The organism is Demequina sediminis, assembly GCF_039545075.1.
In the GTDB taxonomy this organism is placed as follows: Bacteria; Actinomycetota; Actinomycetes; order Actinomycetales; family Demequinaceae; genus Demequina; species Demequina sediminis.
The window spans coordinates 206,805-232,654 of record NZ_BAABRR010000001.1; the positions used below are offsets into that span (position 1 = coordinate 206,805).

Annotated in this window: 24 protein-coding genes and 6 tRNA genes; 14 read left to right on the forward strand and 16 right to left on the reverse strand. The window is 70.8% G+C overall.

The genetic code is table 11. The features are described from left to right. The first annotated feature begins 52 nt into the window (after positions 1-52). Positions 53-1,945: a 1-deoxy-D-xylulose-5-phosphate synthase gene (gene dxs / locus ABEA62_RS01030; protein WP_286215838.1), complete on the forward strand. Its 1,893-nt coding sequence runs from the start codon at positions 53-55 to the stop codon at positions 1,943-1,945. A gap of 42 nt (positions 1,946-1,987) precedes the next feature. Here the strand turns inward: dxs and ABEA62_RS01035 are convergent, their stop codons facing one another. Both ABEA62_RS01035 and ABEA62_RS01040 read right to left on the reverse strand, forming a co-directional pair. Further along, entirely contained in the window at positions 1,988-3,283 is a 1,296-nt protein-coding gene (locus ABEA62_RS01035; RefSeq protein WP_286215839.1) for an HRDC domain-containing protein, read from the reverse strand. Continuing rightward, on the reverse strand, positions 3,280-3,840 hold the full coding sequence (locus ABEA62_RS01040) for a DUF3000 domain-containing protein (protein WP_286215840.1): 561 nt from the start codon (positions 3,838-3,840) through the stop codon (positions 3,280-3,282). Before ABEA62_RS01040 ends, ABEA62_RS01035 begins: the two co-directional genes overlap by 4 nt. A gap of 101 nt (positions 3,841-3,941) precedes the next feature. Here ABEA62_RS01040 and gndA point away from each other — a divergent pair, with 101 nt between their 5' ends. Further along, positions 3,942-5,378, forward strand: coding sequence for an NADP-dependent phosphogluconate dehydrogenase (gene gndA, locus ABEA62_RS01045; RefSeq protein ID WP_286215841.1), 1,437 nt, complete (start codon positions 3,942-3,944; stop codon positions 5,376-5,378). A 13-nt stretch (positions 5,379-5,391) separates the two neighbouring features. Here gndA and ABEA62_RS01050 read toward each other — a convergent pair whose 3' ends face one another. Beyond that, complete coding sequence (locus ABEA62_RS01050; protein WP_345378110.1) at positions 5,392-6,156, reverse strand: dihydrofolate reductase family protein; 765 nt, start codon at positions 6,154-6,156, stop codon at positions 5,392-5,394. 59 nt (positions 6,157-6,215) lie between these two features. Here ABEA62_RS01050 and zapE point away from each other — a divergent pair, with 59 nt between their 5' ends. Continuing rightward, positions 6,216-7,211 carry a cell division protein ZapE gene (gene zapE, locus ABEA62_RS01055; protein WP_286215843.1) on the forward strand — a complete coding sequence of 332 codons (996 nt, stop codon included), beginning with the start codon at positions 6,216-6,218 and terminating at the stop codon, positions 7,209-7,211. A 1-nt stretch (position 7,212) separates the two neighbouring features. Here the strand turns inward: zapE and ABEA62_RS01060 are convergent, their stop codons facing one another. Next, a complete protein-coding gene (locus ABEA62_RS01060; RefSeq protein ID WP_286215847.1) occupies positions 7,213-8,106 on the reverse strand; it encodes a PPK2 family polyphosphate kinase in 894 nt (297 codons plus the stop codon). Positions 8,107-8,214: 108 nt separating this feature from the next. Here ABEA62_RS01060 and ABEA62_RS01065 point away from each other — a divergent pair, with 108 nt between their 5' ends. Further along, entirely contained in the window at positions 8,215-8,397 is a 183-nt protein-coding gene (locus ABEA62_RS01065) for a hypothetical protein (RefSeq protein WP_286215848.1), read from the forward strand. A 99-nt stretch (positions 8,398-8,496) separates the two neighbouring features. Then, a complete protein-coding gene (locus ABEA62_RS01070) occupies positions 8,497-9,855 on the forward strand; it encodes a DUF222 domain-containing protein (RefSeq protein ID WP_286215849.1) in 1,359 nt (452 codons plus the stop codon). 68 nt (positions 9,856-9,923) lie between these two features. On the opposite strand, the gene treZ is transcribed toward ABEA62_RS01070, so the two are convergent. The 3 genes from treZ to ABEA62_RS01085 all read right to left on the reverse strand — a co-directional run bounded on the left by treZ (position 9,924) and on the right by ABEA62_RS01085 (position 14,778). Further along, positions 9,924-11,666: a malto-oligosyltrehalose trehalohydrolase gene (gene treZ / locus ABEA62_RS01075; RefSeq protein ID WP_286215850.1), complete on the reverse strand. Its 1,743-nt coding sequence runs from the start codon at positions 11,664-11,666 to the stop codon at positions 9,924-9,926. After that, on the reverse strand, positions 11,663-14,119 hold the full coding sequence (gene treY / locus ABEA62_RS01080; protein WP_345378115.1) for a malto-oligosyltrehalose synthase: 2,457 nt from the start codon (positions 14,117-14,119) through the stop codon (positions 11,663-11,665). The genes treZ and treY overlap by 4 nt, the downstream gene beginning before the upstream one ends. 143 nt (positions 14,120-14,262) lie before the next feature. Beyond that, positions 14,263-14,778, reverse strand: coding sequence for an organic hydroperoxide resistance protein (locus tag ABEA62_RS01085; RefSeq protein WP_286215854.1), 516 nt, complete (start codon positions 14,776-14,778; stop codon positions 14,263-14,265). Between the two features lie 109 nt (positions 14,779-14,887). Here ABEA62_RS01085 and ABEA62_RS01090 point away from each other — a divergent pair, with 109 nt between their 5' ends. From ABEA62_RS01090 to ABEA62_RS01100, 3 genes are all read left to right on the forward strand, one after another. Further along, the gene (locus tag ABEA62_RS01090) at positions 14,888-15,547 is read left to right on the forward strand and encodes a TetR/AcrR family transcriptional regulator (RefSeq protein ID WP_286215856.1); all 660 of its coding nucleotides are present in this window, start codon (positions 14,888-14,890) and stop codon (positions 15,545-15,547) included. 44 nt (positions 15,548-15,591) lie between these two features. Further along, positions 15,592-16,143: a DUF1684 domain-containing protein gene (locus tag ABEA62_RS01095; protein ID WP_286216652.1), complete on the forward strand. Its 552-nt coding sequence runs from the start codon at positions 15,592-15,594 to the stop codon at positions 16,141-16,143. A 108-nt stretch (positions 16,144-16,251) separates the two neighbouring features. Continuing rightward, a complete protein-coding gene (locus tag ABEA62_RS01100) occupies positions 16,252-17,607 on the forward strand; it encodes a hypothetical protein (RefSeq protein WP_345378120.1) in 1,356 nt (451 codons plus the stop codon). A gap of 45 nt (positions 17,608-17,652) precedes the next feature. Here ABEA62_RS01100 and ABEA62_RS01105 read toward each other — a convergent pair. The 5 genes from ABEA62_RS01105 to ABEA62_RS01125 all read right to left on the reverse strand — a co-directional run bounded on the left by ABEA62_RS01105 (position 17,653) and on the right by ABEA62_RS01125 (position 18,162). Continuing rightward, positions 17,653-17,724 (reverse strand) — tRNA-Val (locus ABEA62_RS01105). Positions 17,725-17,774: 50 nt separating this feature from the next. Continuing rightward, a tRNA-Gly gene (locus ABEA62_RS01110) sits at positions 17,775-17,847 on the reverse strand. Between the two features lie 63 nt (positions 17,848-17,910). Further along, positions 17,911-17,982: transfer RNA gene (locus ABEA62_RS01115), tRNA-Val, on the reverse strand. Between the two features lies 1 nt (position 17,983). After that, a tRNA-Cys gene (locus ABEA62_RS01120) sits at positions 17,984-18,054 on the reverse strand. 35 nt (positions 18,055-18,089) lie between these two features. Continuing rightward, a tRNA-Gly gene (locus ABEA62_RS01125) sits at positions 18,090-18,162 on the reverse strand. 136 nt (positions 18,163-18,298) lie between these two features. Between ABEA62_RS01125 and ABEA62_RS01130 the strand changes: the two genes are divergently transcribed. The 3 genes from ABEA62_RS01130 (at position 18,299) to ABEA62_RS01140 (ending at position 20,821) form a co-directional block, all read left to right on the forward strand. Beyond that, entirely contained in the window at positions 18,299-19,396 is a 1,098-nt protein-coding gene (locus ABEA62_RS01130) for a chorismate-binding protein (RefSeq protein ID WP_286215863.1), read from the forward strand. Further along, the gene (locus ABEA62_RS01135) at positions 19,393-20,277 is read left to right on the forward strand and encodes an aminotransferase class IV (protein WP_286215865.1); all 885 of its coding nucleotides are present in this window, start codon (positions 19,393-19,395) and stop codon (positions 20,275-20,277) included. The genes ABEA62_RS01130 and ABEA62_RS01135 overlap by 4 nt, the downstream gene beginning before the upstream one ends. A gap of 121 nt (positions 20,278-20,398) precedes the next feature. Continuing rightward, positions 20,399-20,821, forward strand: a complete 423-nt coding sequence (locus ABEA62_RS01140; RefSeq protein ID WP_286215866.1) for a hypothetical protein — start codon at positions 20,399-20,401, stop codon at positions 20,819-20,821. Between the two features lie 6 nt (positions 20,822-20,827). Here the strand turns inward: ABEA62_RS01140 and ABEA62_RS01145 are convergent, their stop codons facing one another. Then, entirely contained in the window at positions 20,828-21,511 is a 684-nt protein-coding gene (locus ABEA62_RS01145) for a response regulator transcription factor (RefSeq protein ID WP_286215867.1), read from the reverse strand. Further along, a complete protein-coding gene (locus tag ABEA62_RS01150; RefSeq protein WP_286215870.1) occupies positions 21,508-23,061 on the reverse strand; it encodes a sensor histidine kinase in 1,554 nt (517 codons plus the stop codon). Before ABEA62_RS01150 ends, ABEA62_RS01145 begins: the two co-directional genes overlap by 4 nt. A 129-nt stretch (positions 23,062-23,190) precedes the next feature. Here ABEA62_RS01150 and ABEA62_RS01155 point away from each other — a divergent pair. After that, positions 23,191-23,265: transfer RNA gene (locus ABEA62_RS01155), tRNA-Val, on the forward strand. Between the two features lie 66 nt (positions 23,266-23,331). On the opposite strand, the gene ABEA62_RS01160 is transcribed toward ABEA62_RS01155, so the two are convergent. After that, the gene (locus tag ABEA62_RS01160; RefSeq protein ID WP_286215871.1) at positions 23,332-23,673 is read right to left on the reverse strand and encodes a YciI family protein; all 342 of its coding nucleotides are present in this window, start codon (positions 23,671-23,673) and stop codon (positions 23,332-23,334) included. Positions 23,674-23,761: 88 nt separating this feature from the next. Between ABEA62_RS01160 and ABEA62_RS01165 the strand changes: the two genes are divergently transcribed. Further along, entirely contained in the window at positions 23,762-24,955 is a 1,194-nt protein-coding gene (locus tag ABEA62_RS01165; RefSeq protein WP_286215873.1) for a phosphotransferase, read from the forward strand. A gap of 113 nt (positions 24,956-25,068) precedes the next feature. Here the strand turns inward: ABEA62_RS01165 and ABEA62_RS01170 are convergent, their stop codons facing one another. Further along, entirely contained in the window at positions 25,069-25,404 is a 336-nt protein-coding gene (locus tag ABEA62_RS01170) for a hypothetical protein (RefSeq protein ID WP_345378127.1), read from the reverse strand. A 205-nt stretch (positions 25,405-25,609) separates the two neighbouring features. Here ABEA62_RS01170 and ABEA62_RS01175 point away from each other — a divergent pair, with 205 nt between their 5' ends. After that, complete coding sequence (locus tag ABEA62_RS01175; protein WP_286215878.1) at positions 25,610-25,768, forward strand: hypothetical protein; 159 nt, start codon at positions 25,610-25,612, stop codon at positions 25,766-25,768. Positions 25,769-25,850 lie beyond the last annotated feature (82 nt).

The window sequence follows — 25,850 nt, forward strand, 5'->3', positions numbered from 1 at the left end:
CCCCGTCCGGCGTTGTCTACGCCAGGCGGGGCCGTACCCGTCAGGTCGTACAGTGGGAGGTCCCACAGGTAAGGAGTGTCGCGTGCTGGAGCGCATCGGGTCGCCTCGTGATCTGCGTGGCTTGACCTATCCGGAGCTCTCCGAGTTGTCCTCGGAGATTCGCGACTTCCTGGTCGACAACGTGTCACGCACCGGGGGACACCTGGGCCCCAACCTGGGCGTGGTCGAGCTCACGATCGGCATCCACCGGGTGTTCGAGTCGCCCCACGACTCGATCGTCTTCGACACCGGCCACCAGTCGTACGTGCACAAGCTCCTCACGGGACGCCAGGACTTCTCGTCGCTGCGCAGGCGCGGAGGGCTCGCGGGCTATCCCGCGCGCCAGGAGAGCGTCCACGACATCGTCGAGAACTCCCACGCTTCGACCGCGCTGTCGTGGGCCGCGGGCATCGCGCGGGGGCACACCCTGCGCGGCGAGACCGGCCGCACCACGGTCGCCGTGATCGGCGACGGCGCGCTCACGGGAGGCATGGCCTGGGAGGCGCTCAATTCGCTCGGCGACTCGCGCGACCGGGTCGTGGTGGTCGTCAATGACAACGGGCGCTCGTACGCGCCGACCATCGGCGGTCTCGCGCGCAAGCTCGACGGCATCCGCATCGACCGTCGCTACGAGGACTTCCTGGGCTGGGGCAAGCGCACCTTCGAGAACCGCGGACGGCTGCGCAACTTCGCGTACCTGTCCGTGATGCACGGCAAGCGTGCGCTCAAGGGCCTGCTCACCGACCCCGGCGTGTTCTCGGACCTGGGGCTCAAGTACATCGGCCCGATCGACGGCCACGACCTTCGCCATGTCGAGACCGCGCTCGCGCAGGCGCGGGACTTTGGCGGCCCCGTGATCGTGCACGTGCTCACCGAGAAGGGTCGCGGGTACATTCCCGCGGAGCAGGACGCGGCCGACCGCTTCCACGCGGTGGGCCAGATCCACCCCGAGACGGGCCTGCCTATCGAGGCGTCGCGCTTCGGGTGGACGTCGGTGTTCGCGGACGAGATTGTCGAGATCGCGCAGGAGCGACCCGACGTGGTCGCGCTCACCGCCGCGATGCTCGCTCCCGTGGGTCTCCAGCCGCTCGCGGACCGCTATCCCGAGCGCGTGATCGACGTCGGGATCGCGGAGCAGCATGCGGTGACGAGCGCCGCGGGACTCGCATACGCGGGCCTCCACCCCGTGGTCGCCGTGTACGCCACGTTCCTCAACCGCGCGTTCGACCAGGTGCTCATGGACGTCGCGCTGCACCGCGCGGGCGTGACCTTCATGCTCGACCGCGCGGGAATCACGGGCGACGACGGCCCGAGCCACAACGGCATGTGGGACATGGCGTTGCTGCGCCACGTGCCCGGGCTGCGGCTCGCCGCGCCGCGCGACGAGCCGACCCTGAGGTCCGCGCTGCGCGACGCCATCGAGGTCGACGATGCGCCGACCGTGGTGCGCTACCCCAAGGGAGCGGTCGGGGCGCCCGTGCCTGCGCTGCGTAGGGTCGGCGACCTCGACGTGATTGCCGAGCACGGCGACAACCCCCGCGTGGTGGTCGTGGGCCTGGGATCGATGGCGACCACGGCGGTCGGCGCCGCCGAGAAGATCGCCGCGGACGGGTTCGCGACCCTCGCCGCGACGGCGACGTGGGTGCACCCGGTGCCCGAGGGGCTCGAGGAACTCATCGCGGGCGCCGACCTGGTCGTGACGGTCGAGGATGGCCTGACCGATGCCGGGATCGGCGAGGAGTGGGCCGCGTACGCGCGGCTGGCGGGCGTACGCGCGGAGTGGGCACACCACGGCGTGCCGCGCGAGTTCCTCCAGCACGCGACACGCGCGCAGATCGTGGACGACCTGGGTCTCGACCCGTCCGCGATCGCGGATGCGACTCTCGCGAGGCTCGAGCAGGACTGACCCGCGGCGTCTCCCGACGCCGCGGGGCGCGAGGCCGAGGCCTCAGTCCTCCGCGGGCGCGGGGGTGGCGGCAGGAGCAGGGGCGAGCGCGTCGAAGGCAGCCGCGAGCTCGGGGGCCACCAGGTCGATCTGCCACGGGCGGGCTCCGCGCGACGCGAGGAACGTGCGAATCCACGTCTCGCCGCCGCCCGGGTACTCCCAGCACGCGCGACGCAACGCGTCGGGCTGGAGGAGGTTCTCCGCGGGGACGTCGTGACGCTCCACGAGAGCGCCGATGATGGCGCGCGCGGCGTTGAGCCGGGCAAAGGCCTCGGGCCGCTTCTCCTTCCACATGCGCTGCTGCGGTGGACCGTCGCCCTGAGGCGCGCGTCGTGCGGGCAGTTCGCGCTCCTCGAGAGCGAGCGCCTGCGCGATCGCCGCGTGCCACTGCGGGGCGCGGCGGCGCGTGCCCTTCGACTGGAACTCGCGCACCGCGATCAGGTCGTCGAGCGTGCGCGGCTTGGCCATGGCCGCGGCCACGATCGCCTGGTCGCGCAGCACACGACCGGGGGAGATGTCGCGGCGACGGGCCTCCGCGTCCCGTGCCTCCCACAGCGCCTTGACGATCGCTAGCTGACGCTGGTCGCGCAACAGGTGAGATCCGGACGTGCGCCGCCACGGCTCCTCGCGAGGCTCGGGCGGGGGAGCGAGGCGCACGGCCTCGAACTCCTGGCGCGCCCACTCGCTCTTGCCCGCGGCGTCGAGGTGCGCGCCTAGGCGCACACGCAGGTCGAGCAACACCTCGACGTCGAGAGCGGCATACACGAGCCACGCGTGGGGAAGCGGGCGGGTCGACCAGTCTTGCGCCGAGTGCTCCTTGGCGAGCACGAATCCGAGTTCGCGCTCGACCACCGCCGCCAGGCCCACCTTGGGCCACCCGAGCAGCCGCGCACCCAGTTCGGTGTCGAAGATCCGCGCCGGGCGCATCCCCAGGTCCCTCATGCCTGGCAGGTCCTGGCTCGCCGCGTGGAAGACCCACTCCGCGTCGCCGAGCGCCTCGCCAAAGCTGCTGAGGTCAGGCAGCGCATCGGTGTCGATCAGCGCGATGCCCGCGCCCTCGCGCTTGAACTGCGCGAGGTACGTGGCCTGGCCATACCGGAAGCCCGAGGCGCGCTCGGCATCCGCTGCCACGGGACCGGTGCCCGCGGCGAATGCCTCGCACGCCCGCGCGAGAGCCTCGGGCGTGTCGATGATGTCGGGCACGCCTCCCTCGGGCTCGGTGAGCGGGATGAGTGGTGAGGCGTCCTCGGACGGAGGGGTAGCGGCGTCCTCAGGGGACGATGCGGCGGGCTGGGTCACGCGGTCCTTCCCGGCAGCGCGCGCACACCCTCGGGTGTCGGCGGGACGCCCGCGCAGGCCGCCATCAGTTCTGTCCACGCCGCGATGTGCGGCGCGAGGTCGGTGGTGGTGGGCGTCCACGACGCCCTCAGCTCGATCGTGACCTCGTCGGGTCGGTCCGCGAGTTCGCCGAACGACTCCGAGGTCACCTTGGTGACGGTACCGCCCCTGGCGCGGTGCGGTGCACCGGCGAGCGACTCGGTGAGCCACGACCATGCGACCTCTCCCCACAGGTCGTCGCGGCCCACCTCGGACTCGACCGTCGCCTTCACGAGGGCGATCACGCGCATCGTCCCCTCCCACGCGGGCTGTCCCGCGGGGTCGTGGAGGATCACGAACCGCCCGGACGCGTCGAAGCCGTCACCGTCGAGGTCACCAGAGATCGCGGCGGCGAAGGGCGCGATGCGCCCGGGGGCTGGCACCTCGGTGAGGGCCACGAGCGGATGCGTGGGGGCGTCGCGCAGCGACAGCAGCGCCGCGCGGAAGTCCGCGGGCGCCGCGCCGAGGTCGCTTGCCATATCCGGAGCCTAAGCCCGCGTCGCGCGCGTGACCGTACGCCACGCGACAGCGGACCGTCTAGGCTGTTTCCGTACCCCGGAACCCTCGAAAAGGATGGACGATGGCGCTTGCTCAGATTGGCGTGACCGGACTTGCGGTGATGGGCCGCAACCTCGCACGCAACTTCGCACGCAATGGCTTCACGGTCGCGGTGCACAACCGCTCGGTCGAGCGCATGCGCTCGCTCATCGAGGAGCACGGCGACGAGGGCGCGTTCATCGGCTGCGAGAGCCTCGAGGACTTCGTGGGAGCGCTGGCCACGCCGCGCACCGTCGTCATCATGGTGCAGGCCGGCGGTCCGACCGACGCCGTGATCGACCAGCTCACGGGGCTGCTCGAGCCCGGAGACATCATCGTCGACGCGGGCAACGCGCTGTACACGGACACGATGCGTCGCGAGAAGGACCTCGCCGCCAAGGGCCTGCACTTCGTGGGTTCGGGAGTCTCGGGCGGTGAGGAGGGTGCGCTGCTGGGCCCCTCGATCATGCCGGGTGGTCCCGCCGAGTCCTACGTCACGCTGGGCCCGATCCTCGAGAAGATCGCCGCCAAGGCCGAGGACGGGACGCCGTGCTGCGTGCACGTGGGTCCCGACGGTGCCGGCCACTTCGTCAAGATGGTCCACAACGGCATCGAGTACGCGGACATGCAGCTGATCGGCGAGGCGTACGACCTGCTGCGCACGGGACTCGACCTCGAGCCCGCAGAGATCGCCGACATCTTCGCGGAGTGGAACCAGGGCGACCTGGAGTCCTTCCTCATCGAGATCACGGCCGAGGTGCTGCGCCAGACCGATGCCCGCACCGGCAAGGCGCTCGTCGACGTCATCAAGGACGAGGCGGGCCAGAAGGGCACCGGTCGCTGGACCGTGAAGTCCGCCCTCGACCTGGGCGTGCCCGTCACCGGCATCGCCGAGGCCACGTTCGCGCGTGCGATCTCGTCCCAGGTCGCCCAGCGTCAGGCCGCGCGCGGCGTGCTCGCAGGCGACACGCAGGCCTTCGACGTCGAGGACCGCGCCGCATTCATCGAGGACGTTCGGCTCGCGCTCTACGCGTCCAAGGTGGTCGCGTACGCGCAGGGCTTCGACCAGATCCGCGCCGCGTCCGACGAGTTCGGCTGGGACATCACGCTCGGTGACATGGCGAAGATCTGGCGTGCGGGCTGCATCATCCGTGCGCGCTTCCTCGACCGCATCACGGAGGCGTTCGAGCGCAACGCGGCACTGCCGAGCCTGCTGGTCGACCCGTACTTCGTCGACGAGATTGCGGGCGGCGTGGGTGCGTGGCGCCGCGTCGTGGCGCAGTCCGCGCTCACGGGCGTGCCCGCGCCCGCGTTCGCATCCTCGCTCGCGTACTACGACTCGCTGCGTGCGGAGCGTCTGCCTGCCGCCCTGATTCAGGGCCAGCGCGACTTCTTCGGAGCGCACACGTACAAGCGCGTCGACGCGGAGGGCACCTTCCACACGCTGTGGTCGGGTGACCGCACCGAGATCGAGGCCTGAGTCTGCGCTCGCTCTAGGAGCGCCGGGTCCACCGGCGCATGACGAAGCCGCCGCCCTCCAGGGTGGCGGCTTCGTCCATTCCGGCGGGGACCGGGGGGATCGCGGGTGCCGCGGCGGCGCCGACGACAGGGGACTCGGTGAGGCAGTAGTCGTCCACCACGCCGCGGTTGAGCAACCGGCCCGCGAGGGTGGGGCCGCCCTCGCACAGCACGCGGGACAGGCCGCGCGCGCCAAGTTGGCCGATCGCGGTGCGGGGAGACACGTCCTGGTCTCCGGCGATGATGAGGCGCTCGGCCCATTCGGGACCGAGCCTCGCGGTGGCGGGGGAGCCCGCGTGGGTCACCACCCAGGTGCGTGCCGGGGTGAGTCCGGGCGGAAGGTTGCCGGTGTGCGTCACCACGGCGACATCCACGTGCTCGCGCAACCCGAGCATCGTCCTTGCCTGGGCGAGCCCGGGACGCACGGCGAGGTCCGCGTAGCGCTCCCGGCGGGCGGTCTGCGCGCCCACGAGCACGACGTCGCACAGCGCACGCAGCACCGCGAGGATGCGTTGGTCCTCGGGGCCGCCCAGTCCTCGTGACGTGCCGTCGGCTCCGGCGGCCTTGCCGTCCGCGCTGGCGATGAGGTTCAGGCGGACGATGCCCGCGCGGTGGGGGTAGAGCGCGCGCAGCCTGGCCTCCGCCGGGTCGGGCGGTATCTCCCCGGGTGGCTCGCCTCGCGCGCCTCCCGTCAGGGTGGCGCCGGGTGGCGTGTGCTCGGGCGCTGTGTGATCGGCCATCGCGCCTCCCCGCTGCGAACCCGTCCTCGCGGCCCGAAGGTGCGCCGTAGGCTGGGCACGTGAGTGTGTCCGTCCTGGGTCGAAGGCCCGTCGTCGAACCCGCGGCTCTCATCGCCGGCCTGGTGCCGCCCCCGCACTTCGCGGAGGCATCGTTCGACTCCTATGTCCCCGATCCCGACCACCCCAGTCAAGCACAGGCGCTGGCAGCGGCGCGCGACTTCGCGCGACCGCATCAGCGGCGGCTGAGGAGCCGGCGGGGTCCAGGGGTGGGCCTCTACCTCGACGGCGGATTCGGTGTGGGCAAGACCCACCTTCTCGCCGCGATCGCGCACGCTCTCGACGGTCGGGCTGCCTTCGGCACCTTTGTCGAGTACACGAACCTCGTGGGAGCGCTGGGCTTTGCGGCGGCGCGCGAGGCGCTCTCGGCGTTCGCGGTGGTGTGCATCGATGAGTTTGAACTCGATGACCCGGGCGACACGCTGCTGATGGCTCGCCTCATGCGCGAGCTCACCGATGCCGGGGTGTGCGTCGCGGCGACGTCGAACACGCTTCCCGATGCGCTGGGTGAGGGGCGGTTCGCGGCGGAGGACTTCCAGCGTGAGATCCAGGCCGTGGCGCGCGTCTTCGAGGTCATTCGTATCGATGGGCCCGACTACCGGCACCGTGGATCGCTCGACTTCCCCGCTCCAGCGGACGCCGGCGCGTTGGACGCCGCGGCGGCAGAGCAGGGGGCCGCGCGCGTCGCGTGGGAAGCGCTGGTCGCGGATCTCGCGCACGTGCACCCGAGTCGCTTCGGCGCCTACGTGGATGGGGTGCGGGTCCTGGTGATCGACGGAGTGTTTCCGCTGGCCGATCAGAACCAGGCGCTGCGCGTCGTGGGCCTCGTCGATCGGCTCTATGACCGGGACGCGCGGGTGCTCGCGGGCGGGGGTGGACTCGAGACGATCTTCACCGCCGAGATGATGCGCGGCGGCTACCGGAAGAAGTACCTGCGTGCGCTCTCGCGCCTCGAGTCGATGGTGCATGCCGCGATCGAGCACCACCGGCCCGTCTAGCTCAGGGGGTCTCCTCGAGCATGCGGGCCAGTCGAGCGCGCTCGGCGTCGAGGTCGAAGTCGGCCGCGGGCCACGTGAGGTTCATGTCCTCGAGCGTGTCGACGAGGAGCTGGGTGACCGCGAGTCGCGCGTACCACTTGTGGTCCGCGGGAATCACGTGCCACGGCGCCGATGCCGTCGACGTGTGATCAAAGACGTCCTGGTAGGCGTGCATGTAGTCGTCCCACTTCGCGCGCACATCGAGGTCGCTGGGGTTGTACTTCCAGAACTTGTCGGGCCGCGTGAGGCGTTCCGAGAGCCGCTCGAGCTGCTCGTGGGGAGAGATCATGAGGGCACACTTCAGCACGGTGATGCGTGCGGCCTCGGTCTCCCTCTCGAAGCGGATGATCTCCTCGTAGCGCTCGAGCCACGGGTCGTCCTCGACCAGTCCATCGACGCGCACGACGAGCACGTCCTCATAGTGCGAGCGGTCGAAGACGCCGATGCGCCCCGGCTGCGGAAGGGCGCGACGAATGCGCCACAGGTAGTGGTGCCGTCTCTCTTCCTCAGTGGGGACGCCGAACGCCCGCACCGTGACTCCCTGAGGGTCCACCATTCCAAGTACGTGCCGCGATATGCCTCCCTTCCCGGACGTGTCCATCCCCTGCAGGACCAACAGCACCGCTCTGGTGCCGCCCGAGCGCCCCTCTGCGTAGAGCATCTCTTGAAGGTCCGACAGCCTGCGCCCCAGGCGCTTCATGAGGGCCTCTCCCGCGGCATCGTCCCCATCGAAACCGGGCGTCGCGGACGTGTCGAGCTCACCGAGGTCGAAGCCGGGACCCACGCGCAACGCGTCCGCGGCGCGTCCCTCCCAGCCGGCCGTGGCTGACCGCTTCTTGCCGGACTTCTTGACCATGTCGTCCTCCGTTGGATCGGGTCCTCTCACCGTAGCCGTGCACGCGGGCTCACGCCCTGATAGACCTGGCAGGAGGGGCGCACAGCGTGGCCACGAGGGAGGTGTGCGGTGAGCAGGGACGGCGGCGCGGCGGCGAGCGGTGGCGCGCTCTACGGGCTCGGGATCTTTGGCGGGATCGTCTGGTTCTGGACGCAGGCTGAGGGGTTCTGGGAGCACGTCGGCGCGATCTTTCAGGGCATCTTCTGGACCGCCTTCATGGTCTACGAGGGCTTCAGGGCACTCGCGGGGTAGAGCGGGGGGCGCCAGGGTGATGCCTGGTATTCGTGTCTTTTCGCTTGGCGGGGAGCCCCTTTTGTCCTGATTGTCAGACCTTGTGTGTTGACTGTTGTCATGGATCTTTCGCTTGGGCCGGTGGTTGCCGGGGTGGCCGATGTGGTGGCTGGCGTGGTCGCGCAGTTGCGGGTGTTCGAGGGGCGGGAGTTGGGCTCGTTGTCGGATGCGGAGCTGGTGGAGTTGCAGGGGGTGGTGGCGGGTCTGGCTCGTGCGGTGGAGGTGCCTGTCGCGATGGTGGCGGGGGAGGTGGCGCGGAGGTCTTCTCCCGAGGTCGGTGGCGGCCTGGCCCGTAAGCAGGGGTTTCGTAATGCGGTGGCGATGGTGGCTGCGGGGATGGGTGGTACGCGTGGTGGGGCGCGTGATCTGATCGCCGCCGGGACGCTGCTCAATGCTGACGGTGACGGTGACGGGGCCCGCTCGCTGGGTGCGGTGGTGGCGGAGGCGTTCAGGGCGGGTGAGGTGTCGGCGGCGAAGGCGGCACTGGTGAGTGAGGTGATTGCCCAGTGCTCCGGTGAGGGGCGCGACACCGAGCGCGCCGAGGTGGAGCAGGCGCTGGTCGTGAAGGCGAGGAAGGTGTCGCTGGAGGATCTGCGTCACGCCGGTCGCCAGGTTCTTGCCTCGTGGGATGCGGATCACACGCTCGAGCGTGAACAACGCGTCCACGAAGCCAGGTTTCTGCATTTCAAGGAGACCGTGGATGGGATGGTCGCGGTCAACGGGCTCCTTGATCCTGTCTGCGCGGCGCCGTTGATCGCGTTCCTGGATGCTCGGGTACGGGCAGGGTTCGCCCACAAGCGCGATGCGGGCGACACGTCGCGTGATCCGCGGGAGGCCGGTTGGATGCGTGTTGACGCCCTCGCCGATCTCGCCAGGCATGGGCTGCGCTGCACCCAGCCCGGCACGGGTGTGTCCACGACCGTGGTGGTGCGCGTGTCGGAAGAGGCACTCCGGACCGGGCTGGGGGTAGGGGACTGCGACTCGATGGCGACACCACTGACCGCGAAGCAGTTGAGGCTGATGGCGGTGGATGCCCAGATCCTGCCGATGGTGTGCGGTGGTGACTCGCTTCCCATGGATTTGGGTCGGGCGGTGCGGTTCTTCACGCCTGCGCAACGCCTCGCACTGATCGAACGCGATGGGGGATGTGCGTTCTGTCACGCCCCGGCCGCGTGGTGCGATGCCCACCACGTCAACGAATGGGACCGCGACCACGGTGAAACCAACCTGCGCGACGGGCTGATGCTGTGTACGCGTTGCCATCATCGACTCCACGACGACGGCTGGAGTGTCCGCACCACAGCGACCGAGGTGTGGTTCATCCCACCAGCATCGGTCGACCCCACGCGTACCCCCGTCCAAGGAGGCAAACGCGCACTCGAGATCCACCCACCCCAAGCACCACCACAGGCAGCATGACCACCCGACGCGCCCCCACCACCCGCGCGCTGTGCCCTCACGCGTCGCGCCCCTACGTCGCTACGTCGCTACGCGGCTACGAGTGCGACGGCGTCGGGCTCGAGCACGATCTCGCGCCCCTCGTCCGTCACCGTGCCGAAGGCCCCCAGAAGAGTGCCGCCGAGCACGCGCATCGGCTCGTCGGACAGATTCGCATGAACGTAGACCGGCCCGTGCATCGTCAGCTGGCGCGGCGCCTGCTCGGTCACCGCCGCCGGATGGCGGGACCACGCGCCCTCTGCCAGCGTGCGGGGCCTGACCTCCATGACCATCGCGACCCACCGTTCGATGCGGGCGTTCGTCGTGGTGGTCGAGGCAAGCCCGGAGCCGAGCTTCGAGCGGAGGAAGGTCTGGCGATCCTGCGGATCCGGAACCTCGACGTGGCCGCCATACAACTCGTCCCATCCGTGCCCGGCGAACTCGCCCATGCGGCCCTCGGATACCGCGGTGCCCAGCGGCTCGTCGTGGTCGGTGAAGAACATGAAGGGCCGGGTCTCCCCGTACTCCTCGCCCATGAACAGCATGGGCGTGAAGGGGGACAGCAAGACGAGGGCGAGCGAGGCCGCCTGCCCACCAGGGCTGAGCCTGCTCGCCGGCCTGTCGCCGATCGCCCTGTTGCCCACCTGGTCGTGATTGGACGCAAACACCACGAATCGGCGGCGATCGACGTCGTGCGGAACCGGCCGCCCCCAGTCGGTGCCGCGGAATGTCGAGAAGCCGCCGTCGTGAAGGAAGACGTCGCGGTAGACCTTGTCGAGGGCCTCGACGGAGCCGAAGTCGACGTAGTAGCCGTGCCGCTCCCCGGTGAGATACGCGTGGAGCGCGTGATGGACATCGTCCGCCCACTGTGCCGTCATGCCCAGCCCGCCTGCGGAGGTCGGCGTGACCATCCTGATGTCGTTGAGGTCGGACTCTGCCGTGAGTGACAGCGGTCGGGCGAGTCTCGCGGAGAGCGCGGCGGTCTCGTCGGCGAGCTCGGCGAGGATGTGCCTCGGTGAGTCGTCCACGAGTGCGTGCACGGCGTCGAGCCGGAGCGCGTCGACGTGGAAGTCCGTGAACCACCGCAGGGCGTTGTCGATGATGAAGCGGCGCATCCCCTGCGCATGGGCCTGGTCTAGATTGACGGCCCAGCCCCATGGGGTCTCGTGTGCGTCGGTGAAGTACGGCCCGAACTGTGCGAGGTAGTTGCCGTCCGGTCCCAGGTGGTTGTAGACCACGTCGAGGCACACGGCCAGTCCATGCCGATGCGCGCGGTCGACGAACCGCTGGAGCGCCGCCGGTCCGCCATAGGCGTCGTGGACCGAGTACAGCGCGACGCCGTCATAGCCCCATCCGCGCGTGCCGGGGAAGGCCGCGAGGGGCATCAACTCGATCATCTCGATGCCTCGCGCGGCGAGGTCGCTCAACTGATGATCGTCGATGCCATCCAGGGTGCCCCGTGGCGTGAAGGTGCCCACATGCACCTCGTAGTGCACGGCTCCGCGGGCGTCGCGGCCCGTCCAGTCGGAGTCGGTCCACGCGAATGCGCTCGGGTCAAAGATGCGGGACGGACCATGAACGCCATGGGGCTGCCACGCGCTGCGGGGATCGGGGAACGGTCCCGCGCCGTCGATCGCGAACGCGTAGTCGGTGCCGTCGGGAAGCGCGGGGCCTTCCCACCACCCGGACTCACCGGCCGGATGCATCACCTGAGTGACCGCGGAGTCGGCCGGTCCCACGAGGACCTCGACACGCGACGCGGCGGGCGCCCACACCCGCACCGGCGCACTCACGCGCGCTCCAGCAGCGCGACGGGGTGAGACTTGAGCAGTTGCGCGAGCGGCACCGGGCCTCCCTCGACCGTGTGACGGCCAATCACGTCGCGCCAGCGACCCTCCGGAAGCTGCACGGTGTGCTCGCCCCACCCGCCGAGCCGCTCGAGCTCGAGCGCCGCGCGGGTCACCACGGTGATGGTGACGGCCTCCTCGCCCACCGTGCGCGCGAAGACCACGGCGTGGCCGGAGGACGATGCCAAGGGGACGTAGCCGGCATCGTCGCCAATGAAGGCGGCAGGCTGGGCGCGCCGCAACCGCAGCGCGGAGGCCGTCACCAGCATCTTCTCCTCGGTCAGGCCCCGCGGCTTGGCGCGTCCCATCACTCGCGCGAGCATCTCCGCCCGCAACTCGAAGTCGACGGGCCGGCGATTGTCGGGGTCGACGAGGCTCGGGGCGACCACCTCGGTGCCCTGATAGACGTCGGGCACGCCGGGGATCGTGAGCTGCAGAAGCTTCTGGCCCAGGATCGCCGCGCGCACGCCGGTCGCGGTTGCGCGGTGCCAGGCGATGAGCTCGTCCCGCACGGCGGGGTCGGCGTGAGTCGTCTGCGCGAACCACAGCACTTGCGACTCGTAGGTCTCGTTGACCGACGTCCACGTGGTGTGCGACTTGGCCTCACGCATCGCCTTGACCAGGTAGCCCTCGAGGCGGTCCCACTCCATCACCCCGTCCTCGTCGGACGTCCCGACCAGCGTCTGCCACCACAGGTTCTCGGTGCGACCGTCGAGCTCCGCGGGGCGCAACTCGGCAGTCACCTCGCGCAGCCGCTGCACCAACTCGTCCCACTCGTCGGCCGCCTCGGACAGCACTCCCAGCCGCGCGCGCACGTCCTCGGAGCGCTTGATGTCGTGAGTCGTGAGGCACGTCATCGCGTGGGGGTAGAGCTGCTGCTGCTCGTGCGCCCACGCGTGGAAGGCCGCCGGCGGCATCGCGAAGCGTCCCGCGGGGGAGCCCACCTCGCACAGCGGCAACAGGTGCGTCCAGCGGTAGTACGCGGTGTCCTCCACGCCCTTCGCCATCGTCGCGCCGCAGGCCTGCTGGAAGCGGGTGATGAGCTCGCGTCGCTTGGCGTCCGTCGTGCGCCCGGCGGAACCCACCTCGGCGCCCTTGAGCAGGTCCACCACCACATCGAGCGTCTCGTGACGCTCGGGGTCGAGGAGGCGGCGCGCGCGCTCCGCGGCGTGATCGATGGTCTCGAGCGAGTCGGGGCGCGGCGGGGCGTCGGCGACCACGTATGCGCGGTACCGATCAAAGGTGACGAGCATGGTCCGCAAGCAGTCGTAGAGCGCGCGCCACGTGTGGTCCCGGAGCCGAACGTCCGTCGTGCACACGTGGTGCGCGATCGTCGCGAGTCGGTGCACCTCGCTCGACAGCGACTCCTTCACGATCTCCCGCTTGGCGGCGTCGATCATGTCCGGCAGCTCGCCCATCGCGTCCCCGGCGACGCGATGGAGCGTGCCAGCGAGCGGCGCGGCGCCAGCCGCGTCCCTCAGTAGCGCCCCGACGCGCCAGGAGGCGTCGTATCCGGTGGTCCCGGCCGTCTTCCAATGCGTGGGAAGCCGCTCCTCGTCCTCGAGGATCTTCTCAACCACGATCCACGCTCCGTGGGTCGCGGCGGACAACCGCGCCAGGTAGCCCTCGGGGTCCGCGAGGCCGTCGGGGTGGTCGATGCGCAGGCCCTGCAGCGTTCCGTCCTCGATGAGGGAGACGATGCGCGCGTGGGTGGCATCGAAAACGTCGGGGTCTTCGACGCGCACGGCGACGAGCGAGCCCACGTCGAAGAAGCGGCGGTAGTTGAGCTCCTCGTTGGCGACCCGCCAGTACGCGAGGCGATAGTGCTGCTGCTCGACGAGCGAGGCCAGCGGGAGGTGTTCGGTGCCCTCGCGAATCGGGAAGACGTGGTCCCAGTACCGCAGGACCGGCACCTCTCCGCGGTCCTCGAGTCCCGGCACGACCATGCGGTCGACGGCCAGCTCGCCCGCGGCGAGCACCGTGCCGATACGCTGGCCCAGCACCGGCATCAATACTGGCTCGCCCGACTCCCAGTCGACGTCGAACCAGTGCGCGAATGGCGAGTCGTGCCCCTCCTCGAGCACCGACCACAGCGCCTGGTTGTGATACGCGGGGGTGGGAACCGCCATGTGGTTGGGGACCACGTCGGCAATGAGCCCGATTCCCCGCTCACCTGCCTGCCACGACAGCTCGCGCAGTCCCTCCTCCCCGCCGAGCACGTCGGAGATGCGCGCGTGGTCGACCACGTCATAGAAGTGCGTCGATCCCGGAGCGGCCGTGAGGATGGGGGAAAGGTACAGGTGCGTGACGCCCAGCGCGGCGAAGTAATCCAGCCGCGCCGCGGCATCGGCGAAGGTGAATGCCGCGCTCAACTGCAGGCGATAGGTCGACAGCGGCACCGGCGCGTCCGGGCGATGACCCAGCCTCTTCGTGCTTCTCGTACGTTCGTGCGTGACGTCGGACATAGAGAAAACCAGCCTCCTCGGATCTGACCATCATGACAGACGCGACCCGAGGCGCTGGCATTCCCTTGAGGCGGGATTTACCTGACACTGACCTCGATGTCGACGGGGATGTTGCCGCGCGTCGCGTTCGAGTACGGGCACATCTGCTCGGCCTTCACGGCGACCCGCTCGGCCGTCTCCTGGTCGATTCCCACGGCGGTCACGTGGAGTTTCACTCCCAGGCCGAAGCGGTTGAGCGCCACGGGTCCGATGCCTACGCGCGCGGTGACGGTCGACTCGATCAGCTTGACCTTGAGGAGCTTCGCCGCGCCCTGGAACGCAGAGTTAAAGCACGCGGAGAAGCCCGCCGCGAACAGCTGTTCGGGGTTGGTCTTCTTGGGCTGCGTGATCGGATTGGGGATCACGAGGTCGAGGTCCAGCAGGCCGTCGCTCGAGGCGACGCGGCCGTTGCGTCCGTCGCCGGTCGCGGTGGCCTCGGCCGTGTAGAAGGCCTTGGGGCGGCGAGGGGCCTTGCCGCGCGGCTGCTCGTCTTCGGCGGCCGCCGCGGCGAGGTCGTCGGTAGCGGGGGATTCGGCCGTGGGGTCGAGGGTCATGAGTGCTCCTTCGTGGCGTGTCCTGTAGAGTTACTAGTACGTCTACACCGACTGTAGCGCAGGGCAGGCACAATCGATTCCCTGCACTCGCCCCACGCAAGGAGCACCCATGACCGCGACGCACGCGCCCACCGCGACCGGCACGCGAGACGACCGCCGCGCCTCGTCCCAGGCCACGGGCTCGCTCGGCTCCCGCATCGCGCCACGGCGAGGTCCCGCCGTGGCCGAGGAGATCGTGGAGGCGGCGTCCCGGCTCTTCGCCACGCACGGGATCCGTGCGGTCAGCGCGGATCGGATTCTCGCCGAGGTCGGGTTCTCCAAGGTCACCTTCTACCGTCACTTCCCCAGCAAGGACGATGTCGTGGTCGCCTATCTCGAGCGCGAACTCGCCCGGGTTCGAGCGGCCATCGCACAGGGCACGGGGGTGCCGCCAGACCTGACGACGATCGCGGCCGCGCTGACGGAGGACATGTGCGGCCCCGGCTTTCGCGGGTGTCCCTTCATCAACGCCGCGGCCGAGTACCCCGACGCGGAGCATCCCGTCCGCCGCGTCGTCGCGGACTTCCGCGCCGTGATGATGCGCGCGATCGAGGGCTGGCTCGTCTCCGCCGGCGTCGCGCGCGACGGTGCCGACACGGCGCTGCTCGCGCATCAGATCATGATGTTGCGCGATGGTGCGCTCGTCGCTGGCTACCTCGACCGCGATCCCGATGCCGTCACGCGGGGCCTCGCGAACGCGATGGGCACGCTCCTGGGCGGGCGTCCGTGAGCGCCGCGTGGCAGATCAGGGACTGGCGCTTGCGCGTCGCCGAGATGTACGCCGCGGTGCGCGCGCACTCCGACCCGCGTGCGGCCCACGAGGAGTGGCGCGAGCGTCGCGCGACGCTGCTCCGCGACCACCCGGCGACGCCCGTGCCTCCGGCCGCCCGTGCATCGTTCCGTCCCAGCGTCGCCCCGTACGACCCCGCCGCCCGCTTCGTGGTGCCGGTCCTCGACGCGCCGCCGGAGCGGCGTGAGGTGCCCACGGCGACCGATGGCGTGGTCCCGTTCGAACGCGTCGGAAGGGTCGAGCTTCCGGGCCTCGGAGGGCTCGACGTGTGGTGGCTCGACTCGTACGGCGGCGGGATCTTTGTGCCCCTGCGCGACCCCTCGGCACGCACCTACGGTGGAGGACGATACGTGCTCGACACCGTGAAGGGGGCCGATCTCGGAGGCACTCGAGACGCGCTCGTGATCGACCTCAACTTTGCCTACCAGCCGTCGTGCGCGTATTCCTCGGACTGGGTGTGCCCGCTCCCCGGACCGGGAAACACGCTCGCGGAAGCGGTCGAGGTGGGAGAGCTCTTCGCGCCCATTCCGGGCTGACCGGCGGCGACCTGCGGGCGGAGAGCGGCGCGTCGCGAGCCCCACGTCCCGGCCGCGGGTCTAGCGTCGGACCAGGTCCCCCATGCCTGGCTCACAAGGAGGTGCCCGGTGTCAGTGGCGCTGCTGTCGATGGAGCATGAACGGCCGTATGGAGTCGACGAGGTCTTCTACTCGACCACCGATCGGCGCGGGGTGATCGAGACGGTGAACTCCACGTTCGTGCGGCTCTCGCGGTTCAGCGAGGACGCGCTCGTGGGTGCCCCGCACAACCTCATCCGCCACCCCGATATGCCCGGCGGCGCCTTCCGGATCATGTGGGACCGCCTGCTCGCCGGCCGGTCGATGGCGGCCTACGTGGTGAACCTCGCCGCCGATGGCGTGCCCTACCGCACGTTCTCGACCGTGACGCCGCTGGGCGACGGCTTCCTCTCGGTGAGGTCGGCCGTCACGTGCCCCGACCTCTGGGAGCCCGTGGTCGACGCGTATCGGCTCACGCGTGCGCTCGAGAATGGCGTGCGCCGCGCGGGCGCGAGCCGTGCGGAGGCGGCGACGATCGGCGCACAGGACCTGCTGAGGAGACTCCGCGGACTGGGCTTCGACGACTATGACGACGTCATCAGGACGCTGCTGCCCGCCGAGGTCGACGGGCGCCGCGCCGCGGGGGGAGGCTCCGCTCGGCCCCTCACGCGGCCCGGGGACCGTTGGCACGACGTCGTACGGGGGCTCATCACGATCGATCATGAGCTCGGCGAACTTCGCGCGCGCTACGAGGACGCCGCCGAGGTCGCCGCGGAGCTCGGCCGCGTCGCGGGAACGCTTCACGTCAGCCTCGACGCGCTGGCCAGTGCCGCGGACGCCGCGGCGGAGGCATCCGAGGCCGTCGCGGCGTCCGCTCCGGTGCTGCCGCCCACCGCGCGCGCCACGGTGACCCTTGCTCGGGCACTTCGCGAGACGGTGCGGCCGCTGAGTGTCGCTCTCGACGCGCAGCGCACGCGTCTCCTGGATCTGCGCGCGGCGCTCGCGCTGTCCGTGCTCCACACCGACATGGCGCTGCTGGTCGCGGCCGACCTCATCGCGGGCACCGCGATCGGCGACCCCGCCCGCAGCATCGGCGATCTCGCGAGCGCGGTCGCCGTGTCGATCGAGGAGGGGGAGGAGACCCGCCGTGCCGCCGCCGCGGGCCTGCTGGCCGCGGCGGACGCGGTCGACGACGCGCACCAGCGGCTGCTCGAGTTCCAGCGACTGCTCGCGAACTGGCGCACCCTGGTGGTGCGCAGCGGAGTGGGCGAGCGGCTGTCGGCAGGCCTCGCCCCCATCGATGCACGGCTGGGAGAGGGAATGAGGGACATGGCGGCGCTGACGGCGCTCGCGGCCCGCTGCCGTGGCCTCGCCGCGCCCGTGGACACCGGCGACCTGCGGGGTGCCGCCGAGTCCGTGAGGGGCGCGGTGCGCGTGAGTCGTTGAGGAATGTCCGCGGGCTGCGTGCGAGCCGCGTGGAGATCAGGGGAGTGGGCGATACTGGGATCGAACCAGTGACCTCTTCCGTGTCAGGGAAGCGCGCTACCGCTGCGCCAATCGCCCGGCAAGAAGCCAGGTAAAACACGAAGATCGCCCCGAGGGGCGATCATTCGAGCGGACGACGGGATTCGAACCCGCGACCCTCACCTTGGCAAGGTGATGCTCTACCAACTGAGCCACGTCCGCGTTTGCCGGTCGGAACCGGCCGACAGGCCGAGGCCCGATTTCTCGGGTGACTCGTCCTCGTCGTGGGCGATACTGGGATCGAACCAGTGACCTCTTCCGTGTCAGGGAAGCGCGCTACCGCTGCGCCAATCGCCCGAGGTGGAGATGGGATTCGAACCCACGTATACGGCTTTGCAGGCCGCTGCCTCGCCTCTCGGCCACTCCACCGTAGTGCCGCCACCGTCACCGGCGCCGGCGCTCCGAGCGGACGACGGGATTCGAACCCGCGACCCTCACCTTGGCAAGGTGATGCTCTACCAACTGAGCCACGTCCGCATGTCGGGGCTGTGCCCTGACGAGAGATAGACCCTAGCGGATAGAACGCCGCCGGACCAAATCGGTCGACGCCCGGGCGTGGCGCGCGAGACCCCGTCGACCAGCGTCACGCGCGCGCCCCACTAGCGTGGTCTCCGTGAGGTGGGAGGACGATCCGCGCCGGACCGGCAGCGCCGCGTTCCGGGGCGTCCGCGCCGCCTCACCCGTCGACCATGCGGACCTCACCGTCGACGGCGCCAAGGTCGCCGCGGGCGGCTTCTGGGTCGTCGTGGGGAGCTTCGAGGGCCGCCTCGACGCGTGGCGCATGGAGGCCGTGACCAGGGACGATGCCGTGCCCGAGCCGCCTCCCGGCCGCGCCTGGCGCGGTCCGCTGGCTTCCTCGTGGACCTCGTCCCTCGATCGCGACGCGTACATGGCGGGCGTCGACCGGATCCGCGCGGACATCCGCGATGGCGACGTCTATCAGGTCAACCTCTGTCGCATGCTCGACGCGCCGCTTCCCGCGGCTGAACCGGGGCCGGACGCCGTGGCGCTCGCGCATCGGCTCGCGACGGGCAACCCCGCACGCTTCGCGTCGCGCATCGTGATTCCCCGCACCGCGGCGTGGCCGGGGGCCTGGGTGGTCTCGGCGTCTCCCGAGCTTTACCTGAGGGTGGACGGTGCCACGGTGACCTCGAGCCCGATCAAGGGAACCGCGGCACCGGGGGAGCAGATGCTCCCCAAGGACGAGGCCGAGAACGTGATGATCACCGACCTCATCCGCAACGACGTCTCGCACGTCGCCGCGCCCGGCTCGGTGAGGGTGCCGGAGCTGCTCGGCCTGCACGAGCACCCGGGACTGGTGCACCTGCAGTCCACGGTCGCGGCGACGCTCGCGCCCGACTTCGACTGGACCGAGCGACTGTGGCCGGCCCTGATGGACGGCACGTTTCCGCCGGGGTCCGTGAGCGGCGCACCCAAGGGGTCCGCGCTGGCAATCATCGCGCGCGAGGAGCCCGTGCCTCGCGGTCCGTACTGCGGTGCGATCGGGTGGATCGATGCCGATTCCCGTCGCGCCGAGCTCGCGGTGGGCATTCGCACCTTCGTGTGGCGCCCTGACCAGGGCGGACGCCTGTCCTTCGGTACCGGCGCCGGCATCACGTGGGGGTCGGAGGCGGCGGGAGAGTGGGCCGAGACGGAGTTGAAGGCGCGACGCTTGATAGCTCTGGCATCCGCGGACACAATGGGCCCATGACAACGCTGGTGTGGGTGGGGGGACGCCTGCGTGGTGGTGGGCTTCTCGATGACGCTGACGAGCCGGTCGTCGCGGCGCGAGACCATGGCTGGACGGTCGGCGACGGCGTCTTCGAGACCATGGAGGTGGTCCACGGCCGCGCCTTCGCGCTCACGCGCCACCTCAAGCGTCTCGAGTACTCGATGGCGCGCATGGGCATGGAGCCCGTCGACACCGAGTGGGTGCGCGAGGCCGTGGGTGAGGTGCTCTCCGCCGCCGAGGGCCTCACTCGCCTGCGCATCACCGTGTCGTCCGGCGCCGGACCCATGAGCAGTGCGCGCGGCGACGGGCCCCATACGCTCGTCGTGGTGGCGAACGACTCCCCGGCGCTCACGGAGTGTCGCGCGGTGCGGGTGCCGTGGCGTCGCAACGAACGGTCGCCGCTCGCGGGCGTGAAGAGCACGTCCTACGCCGAGAACGTGGTGATGATGGAGTTCGCGCGCTCGCGCGGCGCGGACGAGGCACTCATGGCCAACACCCATGGCCACCTGTGCGAGGGCACGGCATCCAACATCCTCATCGAACGCGAAGGGGAGATCGTCACCCCGCCGCTTGCCTCTGGCTGTCTACCCGGCACCGTGCGAGGGCTTGCTCTCGAGTGGGGCGCCGAGGCCAGCCTGCCCATCAGGGTCGCCGCCCCGGGAGAGCTCGAACTGGGAGTCCTCGACGAGGTCACGAGCGGCGCGGCGCACGCCGCGGTGACCTCCTCGACGCGTCGCGTCCAGCCGCTCGCCTCCCTTGACGGCGTGGAGTTGGCCCCCGGGCCCCTCCTGACGGCCCTGGCGGAGGTCTTCGCCGACCGTTCCGCGCGCGACACCGATCCTCAGCCGCGCCGCGCGTGACCGCGTGGTTCATGAGAGTTTTCTCATGAAGCTCTCCTGAAGGGCTCACCGCGCGGGACGATGCTGGGGTGACGCGCGCGCCAGTGCCCGCGCCGACGCACACGACGGGAAGGAACACGCGATGGCCACGCAGTCGACATGGATCGTCACCGGCGCCTTTGGCATCGTCGCGGTGGGTGCTGGTGTCGCGTTTGCGGCCAGCGGGGGCCCGTCCAACGACCCCGTTCCGGGGATCGAGGTGAGCGCACCCTCGTCGCCGGAGGCGCTCATCCTCAAGGTGAGTTCGACCGTCACACCCGTCACTCCTGTGACGGCGATCTCCGCCATCACCGCGGCATCGAGCCCGACCGCAACCGCCTCTCCCGTCACGCGCGTCTCGGTGGTCTCGCCGTCCCCCGCGACGCCGGCCGCGCCGGCGACCGCGGCATCGGCCCCCAGCGCGGCAAGCCCGGCGGACCCGGCGCCCGCGCCCGCGCCCGCGCAGGCGAGCGCCGCGTCGCCCGCGAGCGCGGCGTCGGCTCCCAGCCCGCAGTCCGCGGACTAGCGAGGCCTACGAGAATCCGGTGCCGGGCCGCGGTGCCACCAGCCGGTAGCCCACCCCGCGCACCGTCTCGATGCGATCCGCGCCGATCTTTGCGCGGAGGTAGCGGACGTAGACGTCGACCACGTTCGAGCCGGGGTCGAAGTCGTATCCCCACACGCGAGAGAGCAGCTGCTCGCGGCTGAGTGCCTGCCCGGGATTGCGCAGCAGCGTCTCCGCGAGCGTGAACTCTCGCGCGGACAGGTCGACTTCGCGACTCTCGATGGTCGCGCGGCGCGTGCGCAGGTCGAGCGACAGCGACCCGTGGGACAGCGTGGTCGCCTCACCCTGGCTCTCGACGCGCAGGCGCAGCCGGATCCTGGCGAGGAGTTCGTCGAAGCCGAAGGGCTTGGCCATGTAGTCGTCCGCGCCGCCCTCGAGGCCGGCGACGGTGTCATCGACCGACCGCCGCGCCGTGAGGATGATGACGGGCACGCCGACGCCCGAGGCGCGCATGCGAGCCAGCAGCTCGAGGCCGTCGCCGTCGGGCAGACCCAGGTCGAGCACGATGAGGTCGGGGTCGCCCGATAGTGCGGCCTCGAAGCCCTCCTTCGCGGTGGCCGCGCGCTGCGTCGCGTATCCGGCCGACTTCAGGCCCTTCGCGACGAAGGTCGCGATCCTGTCCTCGTCCTCGATCACCAGGATCTGGGTCACGGAGCCTCCTCTGCGGTGGTGGGGGTGTCGGTGTGGGCTCGCGCCCGGGGAATCTCGATCGTGAACAGTGCGCCGCCGCCGGGCGCCCCGCCGCACCGGGCCCGGCCCTCGTGGGCGTGGGCGATGGCCGCGACGATCGCCAGGCCCAGCCCCGAGCCCGGAGCGGAGCGGTCGCCCACGCGTGCGAAGCGCTCGAAGACACGCTCGCGGTCCTCGGGTGCCACACCAGGTCCCTCGTCGGCGACCCACAGCACGGCCCGGGAGCCCTCGATTCTGCTGCCCAGCGAGATCCGCGAACCGGCCGGGGAGAACTTGACGGCGTTGGCCGCGAGCTGCAGGAGGGCCTGCGTGAGCCGCTGACGGTCTGCCTCCGCGACCCCCTCCGCGCGCTGCTCGAGTCGCCACTGCCGCTCGCCCAGGGCCACGGCCTTGTCGAAGATCTCGTCCGTGAGGGCGCCCAGTTCGATGGGCTCGGCGCGCACGAAGTCGGGACGTTCCGCGGTGGCCAGCGTCGTGAGGTCGTCGATGACCCTGTTCATGCGCGCGACCTCGTCGAGCGCGAGCGCCCGCACCTCGCGGGCATCGTCGGGATCCTCGGCATCCATGAGCTCGAGATGGCCCCTCACGACGGTGAGGGGTGTGCGCAGCTCGTGGTTGACATCGTCGATGAGCTGGCGCTGCGCGTCGAACGCGTCGTCGAGTCGCTCGAGCATCTCGTTGACGGAGCGCGTCATGTCGGCGAGGTCGTCGTTGCCTCTGACAGGGATGCGCTCGGAGAGGTCCTCGCGTCCGATCCTGCGCGCCGACGCCGCGAGGACGCGGATGGGCCGGAGCAGCTGCCCCGCGACCAGCCAACCCACGACCGTCACGACCACCAGCGAGGCGGCGGCGACGAGCGCATAGCTCCGGAACACCTCGCCAAAATCCGCGCGCTCGGCCGTGAGGTCGTACGCGAAGACGAGTGCCGCGACGGAGTCCGCCGGCGGCGACGAGTCGTCCGGACCCTCAGCAAGAGATCCGTCCGCCGCCGTGCGCACGGGGATCGCCGCGACCCGATACGTCGTGACGGGGGTCTCGACGGTCGTGAACGACGTCGCGTCCCCCGTGACCAGTGGACCCAGTGCGGCCACCAGCGCCGGATCGTCCTCGAGCGCGACGTCCGCGCCGCGCGCGGTGTACGCGATTTCGCCGCCCACGACACCCACGACTCCCTCATTGCGGCCGGGGATGATGCGCGCCATCGCCGTGCGCACGAGATCCGCCGGCGACGTGAAGGCCTCGCCGGTCTCCGGGTCGACGCCCTCGGAGGACAGCAGGCGGAACTCCTCGGCCGAGGACCGGAGGTCGTCGTCGATGCGTGTCTCGACGCGTAGTTCCTGCAGCCGGGCCACCGTCACGCCCGCGGTGAGCAGCGCGAGCGCGCTGAGGCCAAACACCGCCGCAAGGATCCACGTGCGGACCGTGAGGCCGCGGCGCGAGGCGCGAGGCGCGGTGTCGTGCATGGGGCGAGCCGCGGCATCGTCGCTGGCAGGGCTCGGGTCGGTGGACACGTGGCTAGTGTCCCATCGTGAGCGTGGGCGCGGCATGAGAGTTCTCTCATGCGGGCGCCCGCGGACCCGGCCGCGACCGGGGGTGTCACTCGCACCCCGGCGGAGGCGCTACTATGGTGACCGCTCGATGGGCGATTGGCGCAGGGGTAGCGCGCTTCCTTCACACGGAAGAGGTCACTGGTTCGATCCCAGTATCGCCCACCATCTTCAGCGATTCAGGCCCCGGTCCGCCGGGGCCTGACGTGTGTCTCGGCCCAGAGACGCGCTGCCTCAGCTCGCGGGATCGTCGCCCAAGCGCCGGACCTCCTGAGGGCAGCGGCAGGCCGCCGCGAGCCTGGCCGCCCACGCGACCGCCTCGTCCTGGGACGCGACCCTCAGTACCGCGAAGCCGCCGTCGAGCACGTATCCCGGGTACGTCGTCGCGGACACCTCGCCGTGGCCGTTGACGCGCACGGGCGCCACCGACGTGTCGATGCCGCCGCCGAAGACGTAGACGCCGGCGGCTTTGGCGTCCTCGATCGCGGCGTGCGAGTCAACACTCGCCTGCGCGAGTTCCTCGGGACTGAGGTCCGCCATCGCGCTCGCGGGAAAGGAGACCAGGAAGTGAGGCATGGAGCGATCGTCACGCGCCATCCCCGGCGGCGCAACCGCACGGTGACGAGTGCGCCGCCTCGCCCGCCGCCATGGTGGGATGGACCCCATGACAGTCGTCCCCGACCTGGCCGTCCTGCTGCGCGAGGACCCTGAGCCCATGCTGGTGGCGGCCCTGGGCGCGTCGGGCGCCGCGCTCGAGTCGTGGACCATCGACGCCGTGCACGCGCGCCCCGGCGCGGAAACCTCGGTGGCCTACGACGTGGTCGCGTCGGGGGAGCGCATCTACCTCATCGCGTCGACCGCGGATATCGACGATGCCGTGCGCGCCAGGGTGGGCGCCGTGCGCCTGGAGAACGAGCAGGGCGCCGTGACGGTGTGGCGCCATCCCGCGGACCCCGAACTCACCGGCCTCGCGGATGCCTGTGTGCCCGAGGCTCTCGCCGCCAGGATCGCAGCCGCCGACGGTGAGCCGTGCGAGGTCACCGGCCTCGAGATGATGGTCCTGCGGCCCATGCGCCGCGCGGTCCTGCGTGCGCGCGTGACCCGCGACGGCGTCGAGTCCGCGGTGTTCGTCAAGGTGGTGCGTCCTCGCCGTGCCGCGCGGCTGCTCGAGCGGCACGCGATGTGTGCCCTCGCGCCGCGTGCGCGGGACCTGTGCGACGGCATCGTCCTCATCGACGCCGCCGAGGGCATCCCCCTCACCTCCCACCTGTATCTGCCGACCGCGCCCGAAGGGCGTGCGCCCCTCGACCCCGCGCTGATCCTCGACGTGCTCGACGCGCTCCCGGAGGCGGCCACGGCCCTCGACAGGCGGCCGTCCCCCACGGAGGAGCTCTCCCGCTACGCCGACGCGGCGATCGCCGCGGGACTCGAGGAGTCTCGCGTGCGCGCCGTCGCGGCGCGGATCGCCGCCGCCACGCGCGAGGCTCCCGGTCCGGTGGTCGCGACCCACGGGGACTTTCACGCGGCGAACGTCTTCGTCTCGGCCACCCGCGACCCCCGACCCACGGCGCTCATCGACGTCGACACGCTCGGCCCCGGGTACCGCGCGGATGACCTCGCATGCCTGCTCGCTCACCTCCTCACGCTCGAGGACTTTGACGGCGAGGGCTACGCGGACGTGCCGGCGTGGATCGACGCGGTCCGTGCCGCGCTCGCGGACGCGGTGCCCGCGGAACAGCTCGCGGCACGCATCGCGGCGGTGCTCGTCTCGCTCGCGTCTGGCATCGCGGATCGCTCGCTCGCGCAGCGCTGGCTCGAGCGTGCCGAGTCGGAGGTGGCCTCGCTTCCGCCCGCATGAGAGGACTCTCACGATCCTCTCCTAGGCCGTTCATGTGTGCCCGTCATGGTGGTGCCATCGAGACAGGCCACCCGGGTCTGACCGAGATCACAGGAGACCATCATGAACATCCGTCACAGGAGCGCGTGGATCGTCGCCGGCACGCTCGGCGTCATCGGTGTGGGCGTCGCGGCCAACGCGGCCACTGGCGACGCGCCGACCCCCCAGCCCAGCCCGTCCGACACCGCGAGCGAGACGCCCCGCGTCTCGCCCTCGTCGATCGTTCCGCTGTCGAGCACGATGTCCGTGCGGTCGACGGTGTCCGTCCGGTCCTCCGTGTCGCCCGCGACCCCCGCGTCGAGCCCCTCGCCGGTGAGCACGCAGTCGCCCGCGACCCCCGCGTCGAGCCCCTCGCCGGTGAGCACGCAGTCGCCCGTGTCGCCGCAGTCCGCACCCTCGCCCGTGAGCACCCAGTCGCCCGTGTCGCCGCAGTCCGCACCCTCGCCGGTGTCGCCGGTCAGCGCCCAGTCGCCGGTCTCGGCGCAGTCCGCCCAGTCCGCCCAGTCCGCGCCGAGCGCGCCCTCGAACTAGGCGCCCCACGCATCGTCCGGAATGGCAGGACCCTGGCCCGCGTTGTCGCCCATGCCAAGAGCACCCCTATCTCAGGAGGCAGTGATGGACATGAAGGATCTCGCCAACAAGGCCAAGGACGCCCTTCCGGACGATGAGACCCTCGGCAAGGTCGGCGACAAGATTCGCGAGCACACCCCCGACAACGTGGACGTGCAGGTCGCGAAGGCCGAGCAGTGGGCCAAGGACCACAACAAGGACTGACCCCTCAGGCGCCGTCTCCCTCGGGAGGCGGCGCCTGTGTCATGCCCCGGCATGCGCGTCCGCGCGGCTGGACACCCGGCGT